Origin of the sequence: Sorangium sp. So ce1014 (assembly GCF_051521505.1) — a bacterium.
Taxonomy (GTDB): domain Bacteria; phylum Myxococcota_A; class Polyangia; order Polyangiales; family Polyangiaceae; genus Sorangium.
In genome coordinates this window covers 879,246-903,768 of record NZ_CP150356.1, presented here as the reverse complement: position 1 = coordinate 903,768, position 24,523 = coordinate 879,246, and the positions used below count along the sequence as shown (strand labels likewise).

The 24,523-nt window shown below is 71.7% G+C and carries 18 protein-coding genes and 1 tRNA gene; 11 read left to right on the top strand and 8 right to left on the bottom strand.

Annotated features, from left to right (window positions below; all coding sequences use genetic code 11):
- The first annotated feature begins 6 nt into the window (after positions 1 to 6).
- Complete coding sequence (locus WME75_RS03485) at positions 7 to 1,056, top strand: MerR family transcriptional regulator (protein ID WP_437494737.1); 1,050 nt, start codon at positions 7 to 9, stop codon at positions 1,054 to 1,056.
- Positions 1,057 to 1,090: 34 nt separating this feature from the next.
- Here WME75_RS03485 and WME75_RS03480 read toward each other — a convergent pair whose 3' ends face one another.
- Complete coding sequence (locus tag WME75_RS03480; protein ID WP_437486396.1) at positions 1,091 to 1,672, bottom strand: YtfJ family protein; 582 nt, start codon at positions 1,670 to 1,672, stop codon at positions 1,091 to 1,093.
- Between the two features lie 345 nt (positions 1,673 to 2,017).
- On the opposite strand from WME75_RS03480, the gene WME75_RS03475 reads away from it, so the two are divergent.
- The 3 genes from WME75_RS03475 (at position 2,018) to WME75_RS03465 (ending at position 4,794) form a co-directional block, all read left to right on the top strand.
- Positions 2,018 to 2,482, top strand: coding sequence for an Hsp20/alpha crystallin family protein (locus WME75_RS03475; RefSeq protein WP_437486394.1), 465 nt, complete (start codon positions 2,018 to 2,020; stop codon positions 2,480 to 2,482).
- 77 nt (positions 2,483 to 2,559) lie between these two features.
- A complete protein-coding gene (locus WME75_RS03470; protein ID WP_437486392.1) occupies positions 2,560 to 2,946 on the top strand; it encodes an Hsp20/alpha crystallin family protein in 387 nt (128 codons plus the stop codon).
- Positions 2,947 to 3,135: 189 nt separating this feature from the next.
- Positions 3,136 to 4,794: a hypothetical protein gene (locus tag WME75_RS03465; protein WP_437486390.1), complete on the top strand. Its 1,659-nt coding sequence runs from the start codon at positions 3,136 to 3,138 to the stop codon at positions 4,792 to 4,794.
- A 140-nt stretch (positions 4,795 to 4,934) separates the two neighbouring features.
- On the opposite strand, the gene WME75_RS03460 is transcribed toward WME75_RS03465, so the two are convergent.
- Positions 4,935 to 5,672, bottom strand: coding sequence for a hypothetical protein (locus WME75_RS03460; RefSeq protein ID WP_437486388.1), 738 nt, complete (start codon positions 5,670 to 5,672; stop codon positions 4,935 to 4,937).
- A gap of 211 nt (positions 5,673 to 5,883) precedes the next feature.
- On the opposite strand from WME75_RS03460, the gene WME75_RS03455 reads away from it, so the two are divergent.
- The 3 genes from WME75_RS03455 (at position 5,884) to WME75_RS03445 (ending at position 10,863) form a co-directional block, all read left to right on the top strand.
- Positions 5,884 to 7,860: an adenylate/guanylate cyclase domain-containing protein gene (locus WME75_RS03455; protein ID WP_437486386.1), complete on the top strand. Its 1,977-nt coding sequence runs from the start codon at positions 5,884 to 5,886 to the stop codon at positions 7,858 to 7,860.
- 140 nt (positions 7,861 to 8,000) lie between these two features.
- The gene (locus WME75_RS03450; RefSeq protein ID WP_437486384.1) at positions 8,001 to 9,860 is read left to right on the top strand and encodes a glutamate--tRNA ligase; all 1,860 of its coding nucleotides are present in this window, start codon (positions 8,001 to 8,003) and stop codon (positions 9,858 to 9,860) included.
- Between the two features lie 76 nt (positions 9,861 to 9,936).
- Positions 9,937 to 10,863, top strand: coding sequence for a glutamate--tRNA ligase family protein (locus tag WME75_RS03445; RefSeq protein ID WP_437486383.1), 927 nt, complete (start codon positions 9,937 to 9,939; stop codon positions 10,861 to 10,863).
- Between the two features lie 12 nt (positions 10,864 to 10,875).
- On the opposite strand, the gene WME75_RS03440 is transcribed toward WME75_RS03445, so the two are convergent.
- Positions 10,876 to 11,091, bottom strand: coding sequence for a hypothetical protein (locus tag WME75_RS03440; protein WP_437486381.1), 216 nt, complete (start codon positions 11,089 to 11,091; stop codon positions 10,876 to 10,878).
- A gap of 87 nt (positions 11,092 to 11,178) precedes the next feature.
- Between WME75_RS03440 and WME75_RS03435 the strand changes: the two genes are divergently transcribed.
- Both WME75_RS03435 and WME75_RS03430 read left to right on the top strand, forming a co-directional pair.
- Positions 11,179 to 12,510, top strand: a complete 1,332-nt coding sequence (locus tag WME75_RS03435; RefSeq protein ID WP_437486379.1) for an MFS transporter — start codon at positions 11,179 to 11,181, stop codon at positions 12,508 to 12,510.
- A 357-nt stretch (positions 12,511 to 12,867) separates the two neighbouring features.
- Positions 12,868 to 13,500, top strand: a complete 633-nt coding sequence (locus WME75_RS03430) for a hypothetical protein (protein ID WP_437486377.1) — start codon at positions 12,868 to 12,870, stop codon at positions 13,498 to 13,500.
- 139 nt (positions 13,501 to 13,639) lie between these two features.
- On the opposite strand, the gene WME75_RS03425 is transcribed toward WME75_RS03430, so the two are convergent.
- The 4 genes from WME75_RS03425 to WME75_RS03410 all read right to left on the bottom strand — a co-directional run bounded on the left by WME75_RS03425 (position 13,640) and on the right by WME75_RS03410 (position 21,119).
- On the bottom strand, positions 13,640 to 15,523 hold the full coding sequence (locus tag WME75_RS03425; RefSeq protein WP_437486375.1) for a protein kinase domain-containing protein: 1,884 nt from the start codon (positions 15,521 to 15,523) through the stop codon (positions 13,640 to 13,642).
- 85 nt (positions 15,524 to 15,608) lie between these two features.
- Positions 15,609 to 17,591 (bottom strand): globin family protein, encoded by a 1,983-nt coding sequence (locus WME75_RS03420; RefSeq protein WP_437486373.1) that lies wholly within the window; start codon positions 17,589 to 17,591, stop codon positions 15,609 to 15,611.
- Between the two features lie 747 nt (positions 17,592 to 18,338).
- Positions 18,339 to 18,415: transfer RNA gene (locus WME75_RS03415), tRNA-Met, on the bottom strand.
- Between the two features lie 382 nt (positions 18,416 to 18,797).
- Positions 18,798 to 21,119, bottom strand: coding sequence for an ATP-binding domain-containing protein (locus WME75_RS03410; protein ID WP_437486371.1), 2,322 nt, complete (start codon positions 21,117 to 21,119; stop codon positions 18,798 to 18,800).
- Positions 21,120 to 21,408: 289 nt separating this feature from the next.
- On the opposite strand from WME75_RS03410, the gene WME75_RS03405 reads away from it, so the two are divergent.
- Both WME75_RS03405 and WME75_RS03400 read left to right on the top strand, forming a co-directional pair.
- Positions 21,409 to 21,912 (top strand): hypothetical protein, encoded by a 504-nt coding sequence (locus tag WME75_RS03405; protein ID WP_437486369.1) that lies wholly within the window; start codon positions 21,409 to 21,411, stop codon positions 21,910 to 21,912.
- Positions 21,913 to 22,190: 278 nt separating this feature from the next.
- Positions 22,191 to 23,288 (top strand): GHMP family kinase ATP-binding protein, encoded by a 1,098-nt coding sequence (locus tag WME75_RS03400; RefSeq protein ID WP_437486367.1) that lies wholly within the window; start codon positions 22,191 to 22,193, stop codon positions 23,286 to 23,288.
- Between the two features lie 25 nt (positions 23,289 to 23,313).
- Here WME75_RS03400 and WME75_RS03395 read toward each other — a convergent pair whose 3' ends face one another.
- Entirely contained in the window at positions 23,314 to 24,456 is a 1,143-nt protein-coding gene (locus WME75_RS03395; RefSeq protein ID WP_437486365.1) for a D-alanine--D-alanine ligase family protein, read from the bottom strand.
- Positions 24,457 to 24,523 lie beyond the last annotated feature (67 nt).

The window sequence follows — 24,523 nt, the reverse complement described above, 5'->3', positions numbered from 1 at the left end:
AGTATAATGTTTGTCCCAGCCTTTGACAAAGACGAAAACATCTGCGCAAGCTGGCCTTCCTGGGGCCTCGCCGCCCGCCGGCTCGGTGCTTCGAGCCGGCGCTGGCGTCCGCGGCTCGGCGGGTCCACCTGGGTCGTTCACTTGAGCCGCTACAGAATCCATGCCGTCTCGACGATGTGTGGCGTGTCCTCGGCGACCCTGCGCGCGTGGGAGCGTCGTTACGGCGTGCCGTCCCCTGCGCGCACGGCGTCGGCGTATCGCCTGTACAGCGATGACGATGTCGCGTTGATCAAGAAGATGCGCGACCACGTGAACGGCGGGATGGCCGCGGCCGAGGCGGCGCGCATGGTGCGCGAGGCGGAGGTGCCCCGCGCGCCGGCGCACATGAACGGCGGCGACGCGTTCGCGGGCGCGAGCGAGCGCATCGTCGACGCCGCGATCCGGTTCGATCCGGACGGCCTCGAGGCCGAGGTGAACCGGGCCCTCTCGCTCGGCCCTTCGGTGACGATCTTCGAGCGCGCGCTCGGCCCGGCGCTCGAGCGCATCGGCGACCTCTGGCACGAGGGGAAGATCACGGTCGCGCAGGAGCACCTCGCCTCGCAGGTCCTCGGCGCGACGTTGATGCACCTCCTGCGGCTGGCGCAGCCGGGCGAGAGCGGGCGGCGCGTGCTGCTCGCCGCCTTTGCCGACGAGGATCACGTGCTCGGGCTGTTCGGCGTCGGCCTGCGCTTCTGCGCCTGGGGTTTCCGTTCCATCGTGCTCGGCCCGAGGACGCCGCCTGCCGCGATCGCGCGCGCGGTCGAGTCGCTCGCGCCGGACATCATCGCGCTGACGGTCGCGATCCCGCCGCCGCCTCCGGCCGCGCGCGAGCTCATCGACGCCTACGCCGACGCCTGCCGGGACGCCCCGTGGATCGTGGGCGGCGCGGGCTCCGGGGCGCTCCGGCCGTTCATCGAGGCGCGCGGCGGCCTCGTGGCGGCCCCGGAGATGGCGGAGATCCGCGCGCAGGTCGAGTCCGCGCTGCTCTCGCGCCGGCGCCGCAAGGACGCGAGCTGAGCGCGCGCCGCGCCGGCCGGCGCGCGCGCCGCGGTCAACCGTCGACCTCTTTGCGGAGCAGGTCGAGGACCCTTGTCTGCGCCTCGGGCTTGAGCTTGCCCTCGGCCGCGAAGAGCACCTGGCCGTTCTTGCCGACGAGGATGACGTTGCTGATGCCGCGGCGGAGCCGGTAGGCCTCGCGGAAGGTGCCGTCCCAGTCGCAGTAGATGGTCGCGCCGACCTTCCGCGACTCGTCGCGGATGGCGTCCTTCACGAACCCTTTCGCCGGCCAGAAGTCGTAGGAGCTCACGTCGGCGATGGCCGTGACGGCGATGGAGCGCTTGTAGCGGTCGCCCTTCGCGAGCTTCGCCAGCGCGTCCTTGAGCGCCTGGTTCTGCGCCGTCGAGTCCTTGTCCTCGTAGACGATGAGGATCGGCTTGCCCCGCAGCGCCTTGAGCTGGAGCTCGCGGCCGTCGGCGTCCTCGACGCGGGCGTCCGGCGCCCGATCGCCCACAGTCGGCAGCGCGAGCGCGGCGCCCGAGACCAGCGCGACGGCCAGCGCCGCGGCGGATGCGGCCGAGCTGAGGCGGGCGGGCCGCGGGCGGCGGGGAGCGGGCGGGCGGATCAGCATGTCCATGGTTTGTACCACTACCTCGAACCTGACTCCAGGGTTGTTCAACGCCGGTCGATCCACCGGGCTGTCGCTGCTGGAGGCGTCCCTGGGTGTCCTGGAGGTTCTTCTGGGGAGGGTGGCGATGCCCGGTCGAGCTCGCCTTCCTTCCGGTCCGGCGCGGTGAGCGGGAGGGCTGGCGCGGCTCTTGACACCCCCGGCGCCGTGCAAAGATTGGGCGGTGCGAGGAGACCGGCTCTCGGAGCCAAGGTCCCGTAACACTACAACAAAGCGGCCGTCGCGAGCAGGGCTGACGGCGCCGCGGGCGAGGCCCCGGCGCGCGCCGCGCGCGGGGGTCATGGAGGAGTCGTCATGCTGAACCGAGCCACGGATTTCGATCGCACGTTTGCCCTGATGGATGAGCTTCGCCGGCGGATGGATCGGGCGTTCGAGGAGTACGACGCGCCCCGGTCGTCGCTCCGCGGCGATTTCGACCCGTCGTCGCGGTACACGCCTGGTCCGCGCATTCACCTGTTCGACACGGGCAGCGCGCTTGTCGTGAAGGCCGATCTTCCGGGTCTGACGGAGAAGGACGTCCAGATCTCGCTCAACCAGGACGTCCTGACCGTGAGCGGAGAGCGCAAGTCGGATGCGCCGGAGGGCTATCTCGTCCACCGCAAGGAGCGGGGCGGGGTGCGTTTCAGCCGGAGCTTCACGCTGCCGAGCAAGGTCGACCCCGAGAAGACCTCCGCGGTCCTCAGGAACGGCGTGCTGACGCTGACGCTGAACAAGGCCGCCGAGGCGCAGCCGCGGCAGATCACGGTGACGGCGCGCTGAGGGGCAGACGGGAGCAGACCGAGAGGAGAGAGACGATCCGGCGAGCAACGGATCTGGAATCTACCGAGGAAGGAGTGATGAAGATGAGCACCGATCGCAACTTGACCCACCGTGCTGAGAGCAACCCTGAGAAGATCCAGCAGCGCCCTGCGGTGCCCCCGGCGGTGGACATCTACGAGAACGCCGACGAGCTCCTGGTCGTGGCGGATCTCCCGGGTGTGACGCGGGACAAGCTGGCCATTCGCCTGGAGAAGGGGGAGCTGACGTTCGAGGGCCGGCGCGCCGAGGCGGCCGAGCGCGAGCAGAGCGCGGTCGACCTGCCGGATTTCCGTCGCAGCTTCGTGGTCCCGCAGGGCATCGATTCGGACAAGATCGCCGCGGAGCTCCAGTCGGGCGTCCTGCGGATTCACCTGCCGAAGAGCGCGTCGCTCAAGCCCCGTCAGATCCCGATCAGCGCGGGCTGATGTGCCGTGTGAAGGGATGAGGCACCGCGTTGCCGGCGACCGGCGGCCCCCTCGGGGCGGCGTCGGGGCGGCGCGGTGCCTTTCGCACGATCGGGGTGCCCTCTGTCGAGGTGCCCCTGTCCTGGAGGGGTTGGCTTCGGCTACTGTTCCCGCGTGCCTCTCCTGCGCCATACTCTGCCCTCGTTCGCCTTGACCGCGCTGCTCATCACCGGCTGCGGCGCGCTGCTCGGACTCGACGAGTTCACCGACTCCCCGGCCGCCGGCGCCGGGGGCACCGGGGGCGCCGACGCGGCGCCTTGCGAGCGGGGCGACACACGGCCGTGCTACGAGGGCGCGAGCGAGACCGAGGGGGTCGGCCTCTGCGCGGCTGGCGAGCAGACCTGCGGCGCGGATGGGAGCTGGGGGGCCTGCGAGGAGCAGGTGCTGCCAGGCGAGGAGGACTGCAACGAGAGGGGCGATGAGGACTGCGACGGCGTGGGGTGCAGCGATGTCGTGTGGGCGAGGATGTCCAGCGCGGGGCCCGACCGGTATGCAACGTCGGTGGCGGTCAGCCCGAGGGGGGATCGTATCGCGCTCGCCGGTATCTATCGAGGCGAGATCAACTTCGGCCCCAATGCCACGACGATCCTGCCGGAGCATTCTCGCGGTGGCGCCTTCCTCGCCATCTTCGACGGTGAGGGCAATCATTTGCGCAGCTTAGGGCTGCCACTCGGGGGGGATGGTTTTGCTGTGGTGACACTGGACGCGGAGAGCAATGTGCTGTTCGCGACCAAGTACACGGGGACCGTGAACCTCGGCGGCGGTGATCTTCCGGCCAGCGGGACGAGCGACATGCTGGTCGTCAAGCTCGACGCGGACGGCGGGCACGTGTGGAGCAAGCAGTTCGGCGGCCCGGAAGGCCAGATCTCACCGGTCGACATGGCTGTGTCGCCGGACGGCGACGCCGTGATGACAGGGATCTTCAGCGGGGCCGTGACCTTCGGCGACCGGGCGCTCGAGACCGCAGAGACATCGGACACGGACAGCTTTCTGCTGCGGTTGAGCGGAGAGGACGGCGGCCACGTCTACAGCGTCCAGATCGGCGACAGCGAGGGCTACCCCCCGGGCGCCCAGTACGGCAAAGGCGTCGGGGTAGATGGGATGGGACGTGCTGTTGTCGCCGGCACGTTCGTGACGTCGGTCGACTTCGGCTCCGGCCACACCCGTGATTCCGCCAGCATGGGAGCGTCCGGCTGGGTGGCTCAGTACGCCCCGAAGGGAACGCTGCTCTGGAATACGATCTTCGACCATGGTGACGGCAGCAATGTCGAGATCAGCGGGGTCGGCGTCGACCCTGCGGGCAACGCTGGTATTGTCGGGCTCTTCTCAGGCAAGGTCAGGTTTCAGGGCACGAGCAATTCGGTGGAAGTGACACGCGAGACGACCGGCGCGGATGATGACGATCTGTTTGTCGTCCGCCTGTCAGCGACCGGCACCCACTCATGGTCGAAACAGCTCGGCGACGCGACCAAGCAGAACTGGGCCGTACCCATCCACGGTGCGGCGCTCGATAGCGAGGGCGACCTCGTCTTCGCCGGCAGTTTTCTCGGGAAGGTGGATTTCGGCGGCGGGGAACTGACCGCCAACGACTCCGACTGGTTCGTTGCGAAGTTCGATGCTTCGGGAAATCATCGGTGGAGCCATCGCTACGGCAGCGGCGCGGCGGGCCAGGCGGCAACCTCCGCGGCGATTGTTCCGGAGACGCGCGAGATCGTCGTGGCGGGCACGAGCGACGGCGCGCTCGATCTCATCGACCCGCCCCTGATGATGGATAATTTCAGCGTGGTGATGGCGCGGATGTCACCCTGAGCGCGGCTCCAAGGAGGAGCGCTGCTCCGCACAAAGCAAGGTCGAGGCGAGCGGGCTCTCGGCGCCGTGTCGCTGGCGATCGGCCCGTGCAGAGCGGTGCGACATTTCGTGCTGCATTGCTGTGCGTGCAGGCTCAAGGGTCAAGGCGGCTTCCTACCTTCGACCGTCAGCGTCCACTTCGCCTCCTCGCCGCACGCGGTGCCATCCACGTGACGCACCTCGAGGATGAACCAGAGGTGATCGTCCGGCCCAATACGGTCATTCCAGGTTGTCGTGAATGACTCAGGCGTTCCTTGCCCCCGCACGCCGGACACGAAGCAATCCGGCGCATTCACCTCGATTTCCCCTTGGTAGACAATCAGATCGAAATTCATCCCCGGCGGGGAGGTGAGCGTCGCTTTGAAGCGCTCGGAGGTGGGCCAGTTCTCCTCATCGATGACACGGACCTTGAACCACCTCGACGTGGTTCCTGTCGCTGTCTCCATCGCCCAATCGGCGCCATCATCGCCCGGAATCTCACCTAGGTCTTCTGCCCCAACGCACGTGTTCGGCGAGCCATAGTCGCATTCGCCCGCCACTCCCTCATCGCCGCCCTCAGCCCCGCCGCCCTCGCTGCTCCCGCCCTCGCTGCCCTCGCCCCCGCCGCCACCGACCCCGGCGGAGCTCGAGCTGGAGCTCGAGCTCGCCCTTGAACTTGAGCTCGCCGACGCGTCCCCCGCTCCGGCGCCCCCTTCGTCTCCTCCGCCGCTTCCGCCTCCGCCGGCCTGCTCCTCGTAGTACCCGGGCATTAACTCGTCGGTGCCGTTGGCGCACGCAGCGAGGGTGAGGAGGAGCGCAGGAGCGACGAGCAGCCGGCAGGGCGTGAGCATCGAGAGCATTCTATCTGCTCTCGCGAGAGCGGTCCAAGGAAGCACCGCGGGGAATTGAGATACCGTGACGATGCGCACCATGGCCCCGTAACACCGAGGACCTGCCGAGTTGTTTTCATTACTATAAACCTGTATTTCCGAGGAGGACACGAAGGCGCAGCGCAGTACGGGCGGCCGTCGGAAACGTCCTTGAGCCACGTCTGGAACTCAGTGCCTTGCCTTGCGCGCTGCGTGGGATGAGAGGACGTCGCGCCTCCCACCCCCTCCAGCAGACCCATCCAGACGACCGCCGAACCCCGCCGGCCCCCCTCCCGCGCCGCGCACCGTCCCCGCCCCACCGGCGCGCTTCCGCTCCGGCCGCACCTCGCGCCGGCGCACTTCCACGCCGGCGCGCATTTCGATACTCTCGCCGTCGCTGACGCTGAAACCCGCCCTCGACGCTCTTCTCTCGCTGCGCGCAAAGACGCTGCTGGCGATCGCCGCCACGCTGCTCGGGCTCAGCTTTGCCCTGTACGGCGTCTCGTCGAGGGCGCTCCTCGCCAACTCGATGGCCGCCGAGGCGCAGGACACGCGCCGCACCGCCCAGGTGGCCCTCAACCTGTTCAACCAGGCCATCCGCGACTTCAACGCGCGCTGGACCGACTGGAGCCAGTGGGACGACGCATACGCGTTCGTGCAGGACGGTAATCAAGAGTTCGTCCGCTCGAACCTCGTCGCCGAGCTCTTCGACATCACCCGGATCGATCTCGCCGTCTTCGCCGACGCGGACGGAATCCCCGTGTACAGCACCGGCTACGATCACGCCACGAAGCGCTGGGCCCCGCTCCCGCGGGGCATCGCCGAGCGGCTCCGCGTCGGCGATCTCCTGTTCGGGCAGGACGCGCCGGCCAGCGCGGTCCGGGGCGGCATCGTCCTCCTGCCGGACGGGCCGATGCTCGTCTGCTCCCAGCCGAGCGTCGGCAGCTCGGGCCGCGGGCCGGTCGCCGGCTCCGTCACGTTCGGGCGCTTCTTGACGGACGCCGAGATCAAGCGCCTCACCGAGCCCGCCGGCCTCTCGCTCGCCGTGCGCCGCCTCGACGACCCCGACCTGCCCGCCGACTTCCTCGAGGCGCGCGCCGCCATGACAGGCCGCGAGGCGATCCTCGTCCACCCGCTCGGCGAGGACCGGATCGCCGGGTACACCGTCCTCGATGACCTCGACGGCCGGCCCGCGCTGCTCCTGCGCGTCGACAACGACCGGGTGATCCTCAGGATGGGCCACGACACGCTGCGCTACCTCGTTCTTGTGACGGTGCTCGTCGGGCTTGTCTTCGGGGGCGTCACCCTGCTGCTCCTGGAGAAGCTCGTCCTCTACCGGCTCGCCCGCCTCAGCAGGGAGGTCACCGAGATCGGCGGCGTCGGCGATCTCTCGGCGCGGATCGCGATGCCGGGCACCGACGAGCTGTCGCGCCTCACCGGCTCGATCAACGGCATGCTCTCGGCCCTCGAGACGAACGCCCGGCGGCAGAGCCAGCAGAAGGCCGCGCTCGAGCAGGCGAAGGCGGCGGCGGAGCGGGCCCACGAGCGCTCGGACCGGCTCCTCCTCAACATCCTGCCGAGCTCCATCGCCGAGCAGCTGAAGGAGAACGAGCAGCTCATCGCCGAGCACTTCGAGGAGGTGACCATCCTCTTCGCGGACATCGCCGGCTTCACCTCCCTCGCCACACGGCAGACCCCGGCGGAGCTCGTCGGCCTGCTCAACCGCATGTTCTCGTCGTTCGATCAGCTCGCCGAGCAGCACGGCCTGGAGAAGATCAAGACCATAGGAGACGCCTACATGGTCGTCGGCGGGCTGCCGGCGCAGCGCCCCGATCACGCGAGGGCGATAGCGCGGATGGCCCTCGCGATGACCCACGCCATGGGCCAGTTCCTGGCCGACGACGGCGAGCCGTTCCGGCTGAGGATCGGCATCAACACCGGGCCTGTCATCGCCGGGGTGATCGGCAAGAAGAAGTTCAGCTACGACCTCTGGGGCGACGCGGTGAACGTGGCGAGCCGCATGGAGTCGAGCGGAGAGCCCGGGAGGATCCAGGTGAGCGAGGCGAGCTATGCCCGGCTCGTGGGGGACTTCCTCCTCGAGGAGCGGGGCCTCGTGCCGATCAAGGGCAAGGGCGCGATGAAGACGTATTGGCTCGTCGGCGAGACGACACCGCAGTAGCGCCGCGGGACGCCCAAGCGCGCGGGCCACGCGGCGCCCACGCGGCCCGCCGAGGCCACGATTGACAAGGCCTGGCGGGCGTGCAAAGGCTGCCTCCCTCCCCTCCCCGCCCGATGTCAGACCAGGAGCGACGCGCCCTCATGGACAAGCAGGCCTCGAACGAGACGACGCTTCCCGTCACCGTCCGCGAACCGGGCCCCGGAGAGGACCGCGACGAGCTCGTGCGCCTCCTGTTCGGCGAGGCCGCGGCGTCGGCCAGGCGGCCCGAGGAGTACGAGGCGCGCTATCCCCGGCGCGCGCTGCCCAAAGGCGCGATGGTCACCCGCTTCGCGCCGAGCCCCACCGGGTTCATGCACATCGGCGGCGTCTTCGTGTCGCTCATCAACAAGCGGCTCGCCCTCCAGAGCGAGGGTGTCTTCTTCCTCCGCCTCGAGGACACCGACGTGAAGCGCGCCATCCCCGGCGCGATCGACACCATCGTCGACTCGCTGGCACGCTTCGATCTCTCCCCTCACGAAGGCGTGCTCCGCGCGCCGGCCAAGGAGGGAGGAGCGTCGCGCGGCGAGCTCGTTCAGCAGGGCGACTACGGCCCTTATATCCAGACAGAGCGGGCCGAGATCTACCGGGATCACGCGATCGACCTCCTCCGCCGCGGCTTCGCCTACCCCTGCTTCTGCACGGTCGAGGAGCTCGACGCCATCCGGCAGGAGCAGGAGACGCTCCAGAAGAAGGCGGTCCAGGAGCAGAAGGCGCTCCAGGAGAAGGGGGTCCAGGACCAGAAGCCCGTCGCGCTCAAGACCGGCTATCACGGCCGGTGGGCGAAGTGGCGCGACGCGCCGCTCGCCCGGGTGAAGGAGGCGCTCGCGAGCGGCACCCCGTTCGTGCTCCGGCTGCGCGCCCCGGACGACGTCTCCGGCCGGGTCGAGTGGAAGGACGGCGTGAAGGGCGTCATCTCGATGCCCGTCAACGATCTCGACACCATCCTCCTCAAGTCGGACGGCATCCCCACCTACCACTTCGCCCACGCCGTCGACGATCACCTGATGCGGACGACGCACGTGATCCGCGGCGACGAGTGGATCTCGTCGATGCCGCTCCACCTGCAGCTCTTCCGCGTGCTCGGGTTCAGGCCGGTCGAGTACGCCCACGTCCCGCCGATCCAGAAGCTCGACCGCGTGGAGGAGACGGACCCGGAGACGGGCGAGCCCAAGGTCTCGGACGCGCGGCGCAAGCTGAGCAAGCGCAAGGACCCCGAGGCGAACATCGAGTATTACCGGGAGATCGGCGTCCCGGAGACGGCCACGATCGAGTACCTGCTCAACATCGCCAACTCCGCGTTCGAGGACTGGCGCAAGGCGAACCCCGACAAGCCCTATTCCGCCTTCCCCCTCAAGCTGAACAAGCTCGCCCCCGGCGGCGCCCTGAGCGACCTGATCAAGCTGAAGAGCGTCAGCCAGGCGGTCGTGAGCCGGATGAACGCCGACGACGTCTACGCTCAGGGCCTCGACTGGGCGAGGACGTACGACACGGAGCTCGCCGCGCTGATGGAGCGAGATCCGGAGTACACGAAGCGCGCGCTCGGCATCGAGCGCGGCGGCAAGAAGTCGAACAAGCGCATCGTCACCTGGCCCGACCTGCGCTCCCAGCTCTTCTTCTTCTACGACGAGCTCTACAGCGGCCTGGAGTCGTTCGATTTCCCCGAGAACGTCCCGGAGGCGGATCGCAGGCCGCTGCTCCGGCAGATGCTCGAGGTCTTCGAGCCGGCCGACTCGAAGGAGGCGTGGTTCGAGAAGATCCGGCAGATCGCGGTGGCCTCGGGCTACGCCGGCGAGGTGAAGCAGTACAAGGCCTCTCCCGAGTCGTGGAAGGGCCATGTCGGCGACGTCTCGATGCTGCTCCGGGTCGCCGTCTGCGGGACGCGCAACAGCCCCGATCTCACCGAGGTGATGGCGGTGCTGGGCGAGCCGCGCGTGCGGGCGCGCATCGCCCGCTTCCTCTGAGGCGCGGCGTGACACGGGCCGCGCGCCCGGAGCACGGGCGGCCCGAGCGCCGCGGCCCGCGCCGGCAGGAGGAACGATGAGCGAGGTGTGCCGGTTCGCCCCGTCGACCACCGGGCCCGCCCACCTCGGCACGCTCGCCGCGGCGCTGCTCTGCTGGCTGGACGCGCGGTCGCGTGGCGCGCGGCTGCTCCTCCGGCTGGAGGACCTCGATCCCGACCGCTGCCGGCCCGAGCTCGCGCGCGCCCTGGAAGCGGATTTCGCGTGGCTGGGGCTCGATTTCGACGAGCGCCTCGAGCAGCACACCCGGCGGGCGCACCACGAGGCGGCGATGGACCGGCTGGAGGCGCTCGGCGCGCTGTATCCCTGCTCCGCGACCCGCGAGGAGGTGCGCGCGATCGGCCGGCGCGCGCCCGACGGCGGCTGGGCGTACGACAACCGCGCGCGCGGCCGCGCGCTGCCGCCCGGCGGGTGGCGCGCGAGCGTCGAGCCGATCCGGGCGCGCCTGCCGGACGGGGTGTTCCGGCCCGTCGACGAGGGCGGGCTCGACCTGTCGCAGGAGCCAGCGCTGGCGATGGGCGACCCGGTGGTGCGCCGGCGCGACGGCGCGTTCTCGTACCAGCTCGCGGTGGTGGTCGACGACGGCGCGGCGGGCGTCACGCGCGTCGTCCGGGGGCGCGACATCGCGCCGAGCACCGCGACGCAGGCGGCGCTGCAGGCGCTGCTCGGGCTGCCGGCGCCTGTCTACCGCCACCACCTGCTCCTCCTGGAGGAGCGCGGCGGCAAGCTGGCCAAGACGCACGGCGCGGCGCGCGGCGCGGCGCTCGCCCGGAGCGCGCCCGCGCTCTGCGGCGCGCTCGCCTGCTGCGTCGGCCTGCGGGATCGCCCCGAGCCGTGCACGCCGGCGGAGCTGCTCCGGGAGTTCAGCTGGTCGCGCGTCGCGACCGAGGACCGCGTCGTGAGCGCCGGCGACGGGGCGCTCCGGGTGACGACGCCGGGCGCCTGAGGGGCGCGCCGCTCAGGCGGTCCGCGGCGACGAGCCAGCGAGGCTCAGCCACGGAAGCAGCGTGGCGATCGCGTTCGGGCGCGGCAGGTCGTCGTCGTCGTCGTCGTCGCGGCGATCGTCGTCACGCTCGCGGCGGGCGTGACCTCCGAGCAGCGTCCAGGCGCGCCACGCCTGCTCGGCGAGGTCGCGCGTTCGTCTTGGTGAGGCGTCGTTTCCTAGGGGTGTCATGTCGGGCCGCCGCATACCATGGCTCCGGGTCGGCGCGCCAGCATTCCGCGCCGGCGCAGCGCGACCGGCGCGACGCTCGCTGCCTCGATGGCAGCGCTCGCAGGGATGCGCCATGAACGTCCCCCGGACCCGTTCATGGCCGTCGACCTCACCGCCCTGAAGCCCGCGTCGCCGTTCGCCGCCTTCGAGTCACGGGATTTTCGCGCATACGCGGCGGCGCGTCTGCTCGCCACCCTGGCGTACCAGATGCAGTCGGTCGCCGTGGGGTTTCAAATTTACGACCTCACGCGCGATCCTCTCGCGCTCGGCTATGTGGGGCTCGCCCAGTTCCTCCCCATCGCGGGGCTGTCGCTCGCCTCCGGGCACGCGGCGGATCGCTTCGATCGGCGGGGGATCCTCGTCCTTTGCTACCTCACCTCGTCCCTCGCGGCGCTCGCGCTCTTCTTCCTCGCGCGCTCGCCGAGCCCGAACGTGCCGGCCATCTATGCCGTCCTCGTGCTGCTCGGCACGGTGCGCGCCTTCCAGGGGCCGGCGGGCGCGTCGCTCCTGCCCTCCCTCGTGCCCGCGGCGCACTTCCAGAACGCGGCGACGTGGCAGTCGACGCTCTGGCAGGTCGGGGCCATCGGCGGACCGAGCCTGGGCGGGGTGATCTACGCCCTCTGGAAGGCGCCGGCGCCTGTTTACCTGAGCGCGAGCCTCGCGCTCGCCGCGGCGTGCGCCGGCCTCCTGGCCGTGCGGGCGCGCACCGGCCGCCTGGAGAGGAAGCCGCCGTCGCTCGCCACGGCGCTCGCCGGGCTGCGCTACGTCTTCAGGACGCGGGTCCTCCTCGCGTCCATCTCGCTCGACTTCGCGGCCGTCTTCCTGGGCGGCGCGGTCGCGCTGCTGCCGATCTTCGCGACCGACGTGCTCCACGTCGGCCCGCAGGGGTTCGGCGTGCTGCGCGCCGCGCCCGCGGTGGGGGCCGGGCTGATGGCGGTGCTCCTCGCGTTCCGGCCCATCGGGCGCCACGCCGGGACGAAGATGCTCCTCTGCGTGGGCCTGTTCGGCCTGGCGACGGTCGTGTTCGGCCTGTCGCACAGCTTCCTCCTCTCGCTCGCCGCGCTCACCGTGATCGGCGCCGCCGACATGGTGAGCGTCGTCGTGCGGATGACCCTGGAGCAGCTCGCCACGCCGCCCGAGATGCGCGGCCGCGTGAGCGCGGTCAACATGGTGTTCGTCGGTGCCTCGAACGAGCTCGGAGAGCTCGAGTCGGGCACCCTCGCGCGGCTCATCGGCACCGTCCCGACCGTGATAGTCGGCGGCCTCGGGACGATCGCCGTCGTGGCGCTCTGGGGATGGCTGTTCCCCGAGCTGCGCGCGGTGGATCGGCTCGAGGACACGCGCGCGACCTCCGGAGAAGACGCCGCCGAGAGGGCGTGATGCGCGCCGCGCCGGGGTGGCTCGCCCGCCCCGGAGAGCGCGGCACCGTCGCTCCCGTCCTCGCTCCGATCCTCGCGCGGCCTCGATGAGGGCGAGTCGTTCTCCCGGGGATCGGAGGCAGCCAATCCACGCTCAATCCACGCTTCATGCCCGCGACAAACGTCGCGAGATCACGCGGGTGCGAAGCGGGTGCGAAATCAATTGCGCACTGCGTACCTCCGTCCGCACGATTGGCAATTCGACGAGGGCGTTATAATGCGCGCTGAGCGGCACGCGATCATACAATGCATGGCGATAATCCCAGCCAGGCTGTTCTAAATGCTTGACGCAGAGGGAGACCAGGACCTTACATATGTCATGGAGTCGATTATCGCGTGGGCGGTCAGCATCATGATCACATGGGCTCCGCCCGGGACGAGTCACATCAAGGACGCGATCGAGACGCCCGAGGACGGCCGCGCGCGCTACCACGAGATCGCGCGCGCGGCGGCGAAGGTGGCGTATGATCCCGAGTTGAAGCCGGTCTTCGGCGGCCCGCGCGCGCGGGCCGAGACGATGGCGCTGCTCCTGTCGATCGCCTATTTCGAGAGCGGCTACCGTCGCGACGTGGACCTCGGCCTCGGGAAGCTCGCGCGCGGCTCCGGGGTCGACTCCTGCCTGCTCCAGATCCGCGTCGGCGCCGGCAAGACGCGGGAGGGGTGGTCGCATGACGACCTCGTCTCGGACCGCGAGAAGTGCTTTCGCGCGGGGTTCGCGCTGATCAGGAGATCCTTCGGCGCGTGCCGCAAGCAGGACGCGCGCGACCGGCTCAGCGCCTACACGCGCGGCAGGTGCATCGTCAATGACAAGCACTCGAGAGCACGGTTGGGACGCGCGCAGAACGTGCCGCGCGCTCCGATGACGGACGAGGCGGTGCTCGCCTCCATGCCGGGGGGCAAGGCCAAACCACCGCCGCAGGCGGCGCCGCCAGCGGTCGGAAACGATAGCTAGAACAGGGTCGGGCTCAACCCCGGGCCCAATGCCCTTTGGCTCGGGAAGCCGGGTTGCTGTAGAGTGCTCCGCGCCCCTCGGAGGACGAGAATGAGCCCACGGCCAGACCGGCAGAGGTGATGGCAGCGGGGCGCGCGGCTCAGCCGCGGAGCAGGGCCACGGCCGCCTCGGCGGTGAGGTAGCTCTTGCTCTTCATGCCGAGGCGGATGGACGACAGGCTCACCTCGGGCTCGCCCTGGAGCGCCGCGAGCGTCAGCGCGTTATGGCAGTAGATGTTGATGAGCTTCGGGCTGCCGCCGCTCCTCGCGTGCAGCAGCTGCTGTGACGCGAGGTTCAGGTTGAGCCCCCGCCCGCTCCCTCCGACCGACCGCATCCTGAAATCGATGTACTCGATCATCTCCTGCTGCGTCATGCCAGGGAGCAGGAGCGATTGCGCGCCGGAGTAGAGCTCGCGCGGCACGCCGTTCGACGCGAGGGTCGGGGGCAGATCGGGGGCGCCCACCAGGATCATCGACAGCCTGCCCGGGGGGGCGCAGCGGAGGATGTCGTGGAGCTCCATCAGGAGGTCGTGATCCTCCGGATCGACGCCGTCGACGACCAGGACCGCGATCGCGTCCGACCCGGTGCGGAGGAGCGCCTGCCCGAGGAACGCGTCGACGAGCTGCTGCTGGCTCAGGGTGGGTGAGACGGCGGACGCCCCCACCTGCCTGCACAGCGACACGAGGGGCCGCGTCCCGAAGAGCAGCTGCGGCTCGATCGAGAAGACCTGGATGCGAGGGACCTTGTTCTTGATCATCTCGCACACGAACGTCCGGCCGCTCCCCGGCTCGCCCACGAGGATCGCCGGGCGCTGCCCGGCGACGATCTGCGACGCCAGGGTCCTCAGGATCCAGGCATACGGGCCCGCATCCCAGAAGGAGCTCGGCTGCCGGATGTCGCTGAACGGATACCCGGTCAGCCCGAAGTGGTCACGGTAGCTGTACTGGCCGGTGAAATGCCCGCTCGTGCTCGAGGTGTTCACCAGGATCGTGCCCGTCGGCGTCGCGGGCGTGCCCCTCGTCGGCAGCGGGAGCTGGCTTATCCGCGTATCGGCGAGATCCACCCCGGAGCCCATCGCGGAGCCCTTCGGCTCCGGCAGCTCCCGCGGCCGCACGCTGCTGCGCCGGAGCATCAGCATGTCCTCGAGGAACGCCACGATGTGCCCGGCGGACGGCCGCTCCTGGGCCCGCTTCGACATGCAGCGGCGCAGGAGCTCCGCGAGGAGCGGATCGATGTCGGGCATCGACAGCTTCGGATCCGGGACGGGCGCCTGGCAGTGCGCCTGGAAGCAGCCGGCGAGGTCCCGCGCCGAGTACGGCGTCCGGCCGACGAGCAGGTGGTAGAAGGTGCAGCCGAGGCTGTAGATGTCGGACGGGGGCGCGATCTCCTGCCCGGTCCACTGCTCCGGGCTCATGTAGAACGGCGTGCCCTCCAGCGTGCGGGAGGTGCCGGTGCTGCCGAGCGGGCCGCTCTCCGGGTGGGACGCCAGGCCGAAGTCGGCGATCTTGAGCGTCCCCGACGCGGTGAGCAGGAGGTTCGCGGGCTTGATGTCGCGGTGGGAGATGCCGTACGACGCCGCGAGCTCGAGCGCCGCCGCGGCCTCGCGCATCTTCTCGATCCCGAACTGCTCCGGCAGGCGGCCGCCGTGCTGCTTCGCCGCCTGCGCCATGGTCAGGCCGTGGACGTACTCCATGGCGATGTAGCGGACGTCCTCGTCCTCACCGACCTGGAAGATCTGCACCACGTTCGGGTGGAGGAGGCGCGCCGCCGCGCGCGCCTCGCGCAGGAAGCGGTCGCGCCGGTCGAGATCCGTGTCCGCGCTCCCCTTCGCGATGAGCTTCACCGCCACGTCGCGCTGGAGGACGCTGTCCCTGGCCAGGTACACGGCGCCCATCGCGCCGATGCCGAGCAGCTGGATCAACTGGAAGGGCCCCAGCCATTGTCCTACCAGGTGGGTCAGCGTCATCGCCGGATCCGCGATCATCGGAAGCGTATTCCCATATTGACATCAAACCCCTGCGCTCGCCCAGCGCATGCGTCGGCCCGAGGTCACAACCCGCGCGCACCGCTCACAGCCGCCCCGCGTCGCTCCGCACCCGGCCCCGGCCCAGGACGTGGCCCATGGTGAACGCCGAGAGGACGAGGACCGTGACGATGATCGGCACGGCGTAGGTCGCGAGGGACGCGATGCTGGGCGACGCCCTGTCCGCCGCGGCGCCCGCCGCGGCCGCAGCCTTGTCGGGCCCGCCCACCGTGAGCAGGATGGCCGTGGCCATCGAGGCGGAGATCGCGAGCAGGCCGATCGCGAGCCCGGCGACGAGGCCGCTCGGCCCGGTCGGCTCCAGCACGACCGGCGCCGCGGGGGCCACCTGCGCCGCGGCGGGGACCGTCACGAGCGGGCCGTCCAGCTTGAGGTGGACGTTGAGGACCATGTCCTGCCCCGACCACGGGAGGACGAGTGCTTGCGGGCTCGCCGGGCTCGCCTTCGCGCCGGCGGCGGGCGTCGGGGCCCGCCGCTCCTCGCGGTCGAGGCCGCTGGCCGCCAGGGCCTCGTGGGCCGGGTTCGTCTGGTAGTGCAGCGTGTCGGCGTCCTCGTCGAGGGGGCCCGGGCGCCTCTTCCGCGGCATCACCTCCGTGACGCTCTGCGCGGCCGGCTCCCGCGGCTCCGACAGGGGCGGTCGCTGCGGGCGCTCGCGCGGCGCCGGCGCCGCCTCGGCCTTGCCCGGGGCCCCGCCGCCGGCGTGCTCGGCGGCCGCCTTCTTCATCACGTCGGCGATGAGGCCATAGACCTCTTTCCACGCCGACTCGGCATCGCTCGTCAAGCCGTCGCCCAGCCCCTCGCGCAGCGTCCAGAGCAGCGCCTCGCCCACCAGGTCGTAGTGGCGATCGACGACCATGTAGCCGTGGTGCCGGGCGCCGAGCGATTTGAGCACGGGCACGAGCTTGGGCAGGTTGTTCAGCCCATCGACGGCCACCGCGAGCGTCTGCATGAGCTTCTTCTTCTGCTCGGTGATGTCGTTCTTGAAGAACGGCCGCACCGACGGATCGAGCTCGAAGAGACGGTCATAGAAGAGCGCCGCCGCGGCGTCCGAGATGGGCATCACCTTCGCCCACGAGCGCTGCACGAGCTCGATGGTGCGCGGGCTGATCGACGTGACAGCGCTCGCGCTCGCGCCCGCCGCCGCGGTCCCGGCGGCCGGCGGCTCGCCCTGCTGCCAGGGGGGGACGACCCCGACGAGGGTCCGCGCGGCCATCTTGGCCGACGAGGGCGGCGGCACCGAGTTGGGCCGCTGCGCCGGCTCCGCGGCCCCCGGGCGCCCCGCGGGGCCCGGCGCCGGCGGCGGGGCGTTCAGCCGGGAGCCATCCCTCGCGCCCGGCGCCGGCGTCGGCGGGAGCACCTGCGTGGTGCCCACCGCCACGTGCGTGGCGGCGGCCTTCTTCATCACGTCGGAGACGACGCCGTAGACCTCTTTCCACGCCGACTCGACGTCGCTCGAGAAGGCGTCGCCGAGCCCCTCGCGCAGCGTCCAGAGCAGCGCCTCGCCCACCAGGTCGTAATGGCGCTCGGCCACCATATAGCCCTGGTGCCGGACGCCGAGCCCCTGGAGCACGGGCACGAGCTTCGGCAGGTTGTTCAGCCCATCGACGGCCACCGCGAGCGTCTGCATGAGCTTCTTTTTCTGCTCGGCGATATCGTTCTTGAAGAGCGGCCGCACCGACGGATCCAGCGTGAACAGCCGCTCATAGAACAGCGCCGCCGCGGCGTCCGAGATGGGCATCACCTTCGCCCAGGACCACTGCACGAGCTCGATGGTGCGCTGGCTCAGGAGCTCGGCCGGAGGCGCTGTGCGCGCGGCCTTGCTCAGGAAATCGGGCGCGCCGTAGGCTCCCGGCCCGCGCTGGGTGGCGGGTCCGGCCGATGCCGCGGCGGGCAGCGCGCGCGCCGCGGGAGCAGGCACGCTGATGCTGCGTTGCGGCTTGGCGGCATCCCCCGGCGTCGCCGAGCCGCGCGTGTTGGTCGGGGGTGCGAAGGGATCGTTCGGTTTGGCCATCGTGGGTTGTCCGCTGGAGGTTACCGGGATTGCATCGGTGAGTTGCGCGCCGCGGCGCGCGCGTTCAGAGTACAGAGCCGCCGCAATCGCCATCCTACATCACGGAGCCGGCGCCTGCCTACGGCGTGGCAAGAGGGCCCGCCCAGGGCACGGCGAGACGGCTGCGCCGCCGGCACGGGCGCCCCGCGGAAGGGCGCTCGCCGCGGGGAGCAGGCCGGGGGCGCGGCGCTGTGGAGAGCAGGCCGGGCGCTCGCGAGCCACGTCCGATGAAGCGGGCAGGCCACCTCTCCGGGCTCTCGTGCGCTTCGCGCGGCTCTGCCGGGGCGCGCAGCAGGCCACGAGGCCGCCTTCGGCGCGGCATTGCGCGAGGACAACGGCAGAAGCGAGGGAGTTCGCGCCACGGACGCTCGGGGCTCCGTGGGAGAAGCGACCCGTTACCGTCCCTGACCGCCCCGTGCCGGACGCGCTCCGGTGCTGGTGGAGCGGCGGGGGGCCAGGGCGCGAGTTGCGGCCGGGGAACCCGGGACGCCTTGCGCGAGGGTCGCACTGGACGAGCAGGCGACGCGCAGGACGACAGGGCTCACCGGAAAGGCGGCTCGTCGGAGCCCCTCAGATCGCCGCTCCGCCGGCGTTCCTTGTGTTGCGATGTCGACCCAGAAAACGAAAAACGCGAGGTGGCCTGTGATGGCCAATCCTCGCGTCCTCTTGCTGCTTTGATGCTTTGCTACTTTGATGCTTCTTGGGTCGTGGTTGCGCGGGCGGGATTTGAACCCACGACCTTCGGGTTATGAGCCCGACGAGCTACCAGGCTGCTCCACCGCGCGAGGTGGAATCTACTCACAGACCCGCCCTGGTCAAGGATTCTCTCTCGGCACCCTGTCGATTGTGTCCACCGCGCGTGCCGAGCGAGGCAACCGCGGCTGAGCCCCTCCGATCAGACGAGCGAGCCGAGACGGCAATGGGCTCCGCGCCTCCGACCGACGGCGTCCTCGCAGGCGGTCCACGCCAGCGTTCGCGCGCGCGAACGGGCCTGCGGAGGGCGAGCGAGGCTGTGCGGGAGGCAGCGGCCGCGCCGCGCCGGCCGCGCCGCTCCCGCGCGCAGCAGCGGAGTCGCCTGTCCGGGCGCGCGGCGCTCGCTCCGGAGCCGCCGCAGCCGGAGCCGCCGTAGCGCCGCAATCCCCGGGACGGTGGCCCCCTACCCGTCCCTCAGCCCAGCCAGTCCGGCACGAGCGGCGACGGCGCCGCCGTCGAGATCACCCAGAGCTGGTGCGCCGCGCGCGTCGCCCCGATATGGAGCAGGTGCCGCGACTCGGCGTCCGCCGAGTAGGTCGACGCGTTCACGTCGACAAGCACCACGTAGTCGTACTCCAGGCCCTTCACCTGCCGGATCTCCGTCACCTCGACGCCGGGGCGGAACGCGAACTCGTAGGCGCGCACGCGCCGGAGGTTCGGGACCTCCGCCATCTTGAGGGCGTCGTAGTAGACGTCCGCCTGCTCGGGGTGGCGCGCCAGGATCGCCAGCGTGGCGCGGGGCTCGCGGGCGAACAGCGGGCGGATCGCGTCCGCCAGGAACGCGACGGCGGCGCCGGCGCTCGGGAAATGGTGGTGCTCGACCGGCGCGCCGCTGCGCGGCGCGAGGGGCGGCGTCGGATCCGCCAGCGGGCCCAGCACCGCGCGGGCGAACGCGAGCACCTCGCGCGTCGAGCGGTACGCGATGCGCAGCGGCTCGACGTCGACCCGCGACAGGCCCAGGTCGTCGAGCGTCGCGCGCCAGTCGCGGAAGCCGGAGTCCATGAAGAGCCGCTGCGCCGTGTCGCCCGCCAGGGTCACGCTGCGCGGCTCGGCCACCACGCCGAGCAGCACCGCGAGGTCGATCGGCGCCAGATCCTGCGCCTCGTCCACGAAGAGGTGCTCGTAGACGAGCACGTTCTTCCCCTTGCGGAGCTCGCCCCGGAGGAGCTGGTACGCCCGCAGGAGGAGCGCGTCGTCCTCCGGATCGAGCACCGCGCGGTCGTCGCTCGAGACCTCGGCCCTGTCGGCGCCGCGATCGTCGTCGTCGTCGTCCGCGGGCTCGTCGGCCATCGCCGCCTTGCGCTCGGCGCGATCGCCGGGGTCGAGGTCGAGCACCGCAGGGCAGCGGTCCGCGCACCAGCGCCACGCGCGCTTCACCTGCTCGGGGCCGAACTCGGGGTCGTTCGCCGCCGCGAAGGCGGCCGTCACCCGGTCGAGATCGGTGAGCACGTCGGCCCAGAACGCGAGGGTCCCGCGCGAGTCGCGCCGCGCCCGCGCGTCGTCCTTGAGCTCCGAGGCGCGCTGCTCGAGGAGGTGGAGCATCGCCGGGTGGGTCTTGTAGCGGGTCACCACCGAGGGCGTGTTCTCCTCGATCGGCGCCTCGAGCCACGGGAACGCGCGCTTCCTGGCCGCGCGCGCCCACTCGCCGAAGGTCTCCACCGCGATGCCGCCCAGGCCGAGCGCGGGGAGCGCCTCGCCGATGTACGCGCGGAGCGCGGGGCTGCCGACGATGACGAGCATCTTGTCGGCGGTGAAGCGGCGGCCGCCGTTGTAGGCGAGGAAGGCGAGCCGGTGGACGCCGATCGTCGTCTTGCCGCTGCCGGCGCCGCCCTGGATGACCACGATGCCGGCGTCCGGCTTCGAGATGAGCTCGAACTGCCGCGGGTCGAGGAGCGCGGCGATCTCCGGCAGGTGCCGGTCCTCGCGCGCGTGGAACGTCGCCCCGGTCCCGAGCCCGCCGCGCGCGCCGCCCGTCGCCGCGCGCGCGATGTCGCGCATGTCCTCCGGGCGCACCGCGCTGCCCTGGCCGCCGGCGAGCTCGGCCGCCCGCGTCGCGATCTCGCGGAAGCCCGAGGGCGCCCGCACGAACGTCCCCTGCGGCGCCGAGATGCGGCAGAGCTCGCCGTCGTCGATGGTCACCGTGCGCCGCACGAGCACAGTGCCCTCGACCTCGCGCTCGCCGAAGGTCTCCTCGTAGTCCGCGCCCTCCTCGTAACGGTAGTAGATCTGGCTGACCGGGGCGTGGCGCCAGTCGACGATCCGCACGCCCGCGCTCGCGTCGACGAGCGTCGTGCGCCCGATGAGCACGTCGCGCTCGGGACGGCCCTTCTCCCGCAGGCGCAGGTGGCCGAAGTACGGCGCCTTCGGATCGACGGGCTCGACGACGTTCTCGCTCCGCCGCGCGGCGATCCCTTGCAGGCGCTCCATCTGCTGCACGAGCGCCGGGATGTCCTCCAGCCGCGCCGCCGCGATCTGATCGCGGAGCGAGAGGAGCTGCTCCTCGTGGTTCTCGATAGGCGGCGGCCGCGACGGCTTTGTCGCGACCGAGGCGAGGTGCGTGGTCACGCGGGCGAGCAGGGCCTCTTCCTCGCTCACGATCGCCTCGCCCTGCGCGCTCATCCCGGCGCCGGGCGCGCCGTCGGCGGGCTGGGTGGGCGAGGTGATGCCGGTGGCCGAGGTCGGCTCGGTGGACTGCTCTTCGGTGTGCGTGGGGCTCGTAGAACGATTCGCGGTCACGGGAATGCCGATACGATGAGGATCAGGTGACAGGCTGAGCAGCAGCGTCAGTACGCCGGACATCTGTCGCTGCCCGTTGACGCAGGAGGGTCGGACCTATTGACCGATCCGGCGCAGCTCCGCAACTGCCGCGTGGGGCCCCCCACCTCGACCCCGCGCTGGCAGCACATCGGCGCGAGCCGCCCCAGCGCCCGCGCGCCGTAACGCGCCCTGCGTCCGCCGTTGGATCCGCCGCGGGCGGTGGCGTTCGGGATTGAGGTCGCGGGGGCGAACACCGTACAAGGCAGCGATGCAAAACTGCGCGACCCGGTCTGACCGGCTCCTCGAGCTGATCCTCTACTCGCTGCGCGATCGCGGGGCGCTCTGCGCGCTCGTGCTCGCCGCCTACCGGGCCGAGCTGACGTGCCTGCTCGACCGCGTCTCCGCCGGCTCGCTCGGGGACGACGGCGCTCGCGAGGTCGCGCCGTACGTCCACAGGGGTCGCGCAGGCGGAGCCCCGGCGCGCGCGCGCGCCGGCGTGCGCCGCGCCGAGCCGCGGATCAGCGAGGAGGACGCGTTCCTCGTCTACGATCTCGCCGGGTGCATCGCCGAGGCGGCCGCCGCGGCCCGCCTCCCGGTCGTCCGCCGCGACGCGCTCACCCTGCGCGAGAAGGCGGCCGAGGTGCACGCCGGGGGCGAGCGCGCTGAGCGGGACATGTTTGCGGCCGGGCTCAGGGTCATCGACCGGATCCTCGACGCGGCGCGCGCGCAGCCCGCGCCCCGGGACGAGCCGGCGAGCAAGGACCTGAACTGAGCGCCGCCGGCGGGCGACGCGGCGCACCGCGCGCCGGGCCGCTCCCGTGATCTCCGTCCACGACCCAACCACAACGAAGACCGCGCGGCGCGCATGCATCACCGGAGGACGGCGCTGGAAGCCGCGGCTCGATCCCTCCGCGGGCGCGGGCGTGCGTGCACGCCGGGCGCTCCATCGCTGGCTCGCTCCCTGCACAGGGTGCCGCCGCGGGGCGCCCCGCCTCGGTCCCCTGGGGCCCTCTCGCCTCGAGGTGGATCGCGCCTGCAATGAAGGACAGCATGAGCACCCCTTGCGCCGGCTCCCTCTCCGCGCCGCGAACGCTGCGAAGCCCGCTGTGGCGCGCGGCCGCGAGCGCGCCGATGCGCGTCTCCTTCGCCGGAGGAGGCAGCGACCTGCCGGGGGTCGCCCGGCAGGACGGCGGGCGCGTCGTGGGCGCGGCGATCGATCTGCGCGTGCGCGTGGCCGTGGAGCCGTTCGATCGGGGCTGGGTGCGGATCGAGCTCGCCGCGCGCGGCCAGGGGCAGCGGCCGGCGGAGGGCGCCGGCGCGGGGGGCGCGGGGGCCGACGCGGCGCTCGTCCTCACGCGGCGCCGCGGGGATCCTCCGCGCGACGACCTCGCGTTCCGTTTGATCGAGGCGACGCTCTCCGCGACGGGCGTGGGCGACGGGGTCGCCCTCCGGGTCGAGAGCGAGATGTCGCCCGGCGCTGGCCTGGGCGGCAGCGCGTCGGTGGCGGTGGCGGCGCTGTTCGCGCTGCGCGCCTCGGTCGGAGAGGGCGCCGCGGCGGAGGAGCTGGCGCGCGAGGCGGTCGCGATCGAGCGCGAGCGCCTGGGCAACGCGTGCGGCGCGCAGGATCAGGTGTTCGCGGCGTTCGGCGGGCTGCTCGATCTCGCCTTCGACGCGCGCGGCTGCTCCGGGGTGCGCCCGCTCGCGATCGGCTGCCCGGAGCTCGTGCCCGCGCTCTCGGCCGGGCTGCTGCTCGTCGACACGGCGGTGCGCCGCGTGTCCGGCGACGTGCTGGCTCGGATGGACGCCGCCGCGGCGAGCGAGGCGAAGGGCGAGCTCGTCGCCGCGGCCGGCGAGGTCGCTCGCGGCTTCGAGCTCGGGTCGCTCGCGCTTGTGCTCTCGGGGATGCGCCGCGGGGCCGCCGCGAAGGTGCGCCTCTCGGAGGCGGCGAGCGCGATCGCGCTCTCCCTGCAGCGGAAGCTCGACGGCCTCGGGGTCGAGGTGCTGCGGATGTGCGGCGCGGGCGGCGGCGGGCACCTCCTCGTGTGGGCGCCGCCCGAGCGCCACGCGCGCCTCCTGGACGCGCTCGGGCCGTGCCTCGTGCGGCGGCCTGCGATCGGGGCGGCCGGCGTGCGGCTCGATCCGGCGTGAGGGGGAGCGGAGCCGGGGCGCGGCGCTAGGCGCTCGTGCGGAGGCGGGCCTTGCGCGCGCCCCGCTCCAGCGCGAGCGCGATGAGGCGCTCGATCAGCGCGTGGGGGGGGATGCCGCTCGCCTCCCAGAGCTTCGGGTACATCGAGATCGCCGTGAAGCCGGGGAGGGTGTTGATCTCGTTCACGTACAGCTCGCGATCGGGCGAGAGGAACAGGTCGACGCGCGCCATCCCCGACGCCTCCAGCGCGCCGAACGCGCGGAGCGCGAGCAGCTGCACGGCGTTCGCCTCGGCCGGGGAGAGGTCGGCCGGGATCCTGATCGTGGCGCCCTCCGCGTCGATGTACTTCGCGGCGTAGGAGTAGAATCCATCGGCGTGCCCGACCACGATCTCGCCGGGCACCGAGGCGATGGGATCGTCGTCGCCGAGCACGGAGCACTCGATCTCGCGCACGCCCTCGATGCCCTGCTCGCAGACGATCTTCAGGTCGAACTCGAAGGCGTGCTCGACCGCCGCCTCGAGCTCGGAGCGCGCCGTCACGCGCCGGACCCCGACGGACGATCCGAGGTTCGCGGGCTTGACGAAGATCGGCCCGAAGCGGCCCGCCGCGGCGGCGGACAGGCCGGCGATCTGCTCGAGGCACGCGCCGCGATCGCGCTCCCACGCGGCCCGGCGGAGCGTGACATGAGGGACGATCGGGAGCTCCGCTTCACGGAGCAGCCGCTTCATCACGTCCTTGTCCATGCCCACGGCGGAGCCGAGGACACCGGAGCCGACGTACGGGACGCCGGCCAGCTCGAGGAGGCCCTGGACACACCCGTCCTCGCCTGTCGGCCCGTGCAGGACGGGGAAGACAACGTCGATCGGGGAGCGCGCGCCGCCCGGCACGGCCAGCGTGGCCTCGCCGGCAGGGCCCGGGTGGGCGTCGAGCGCGATCTCCGGCATCGCGTCGTTCAGCCGGGCGAGGCGGGGGTCGCGCGCGCCGCCGAGGAGCAGCGCCTCGTCCTGGAGCAGCCAGCGGCCGGATTTGTCGATGCCGATGAGCACCGGCTCGAAGCGATCGCGGTCGAGCGCCTCGACGACGAAGCGGGCAGAGAGGAGGGAGATCTCGTGCTCGGCCGATCGACCGCCGAACAGGACGGCGACGCGCACCTTGGCGGGGTTCCGCATGGCGGCACCCTAGCCGCGATCGCGCGCGGGGGCGAAGAAGGCGCGGCCGGGCAGGCGCGGTGGGGAG